This is a genomic window from Seonamhaeicola marinus (assembly GCF_008085455.1).
In genome coordinates, this window is sequence record NZ_VSDQ01000602.1 from 1 (window position 1) to 241 (window position 241).

1 protein-coding gene is annotated in these 241 nt (G+C 35.7%); it reads right to left on the reverse strand.

The genetic code is table 11. From position 1 onward, the window contains the following. A partial coding sequence (locus tag FUA24_RS25815) for a hypothetical protein (RefSeq protein ID WP_394344200.1) occupies positions 1 to 241 on the reverse strand: 241 nt, incomplete at both ends.

Consider the following 241-nt stretch of genomic DNA (forward strand, 5'->3'; position numbering starts at 1 on the left):
CACCTACCCTAAGAGTTCCTGCTTGTACTAATATAGTTGATACATAACCACGACCTTTGTCTAAGAATGCTTCAACCACAGTACCCAATGCTGGTTTTTCAGGGTTGGCTTTAAGTTCTAATAACTCAGCTTCTAAAAGTACTTTTTCTAAAAGTTCATTTACACCTGTACCTTGTTTTGCTGAAATATCATGTGATTGTACTTTACCACCCCAATCTTCAACTAATAAATTCATATTAGC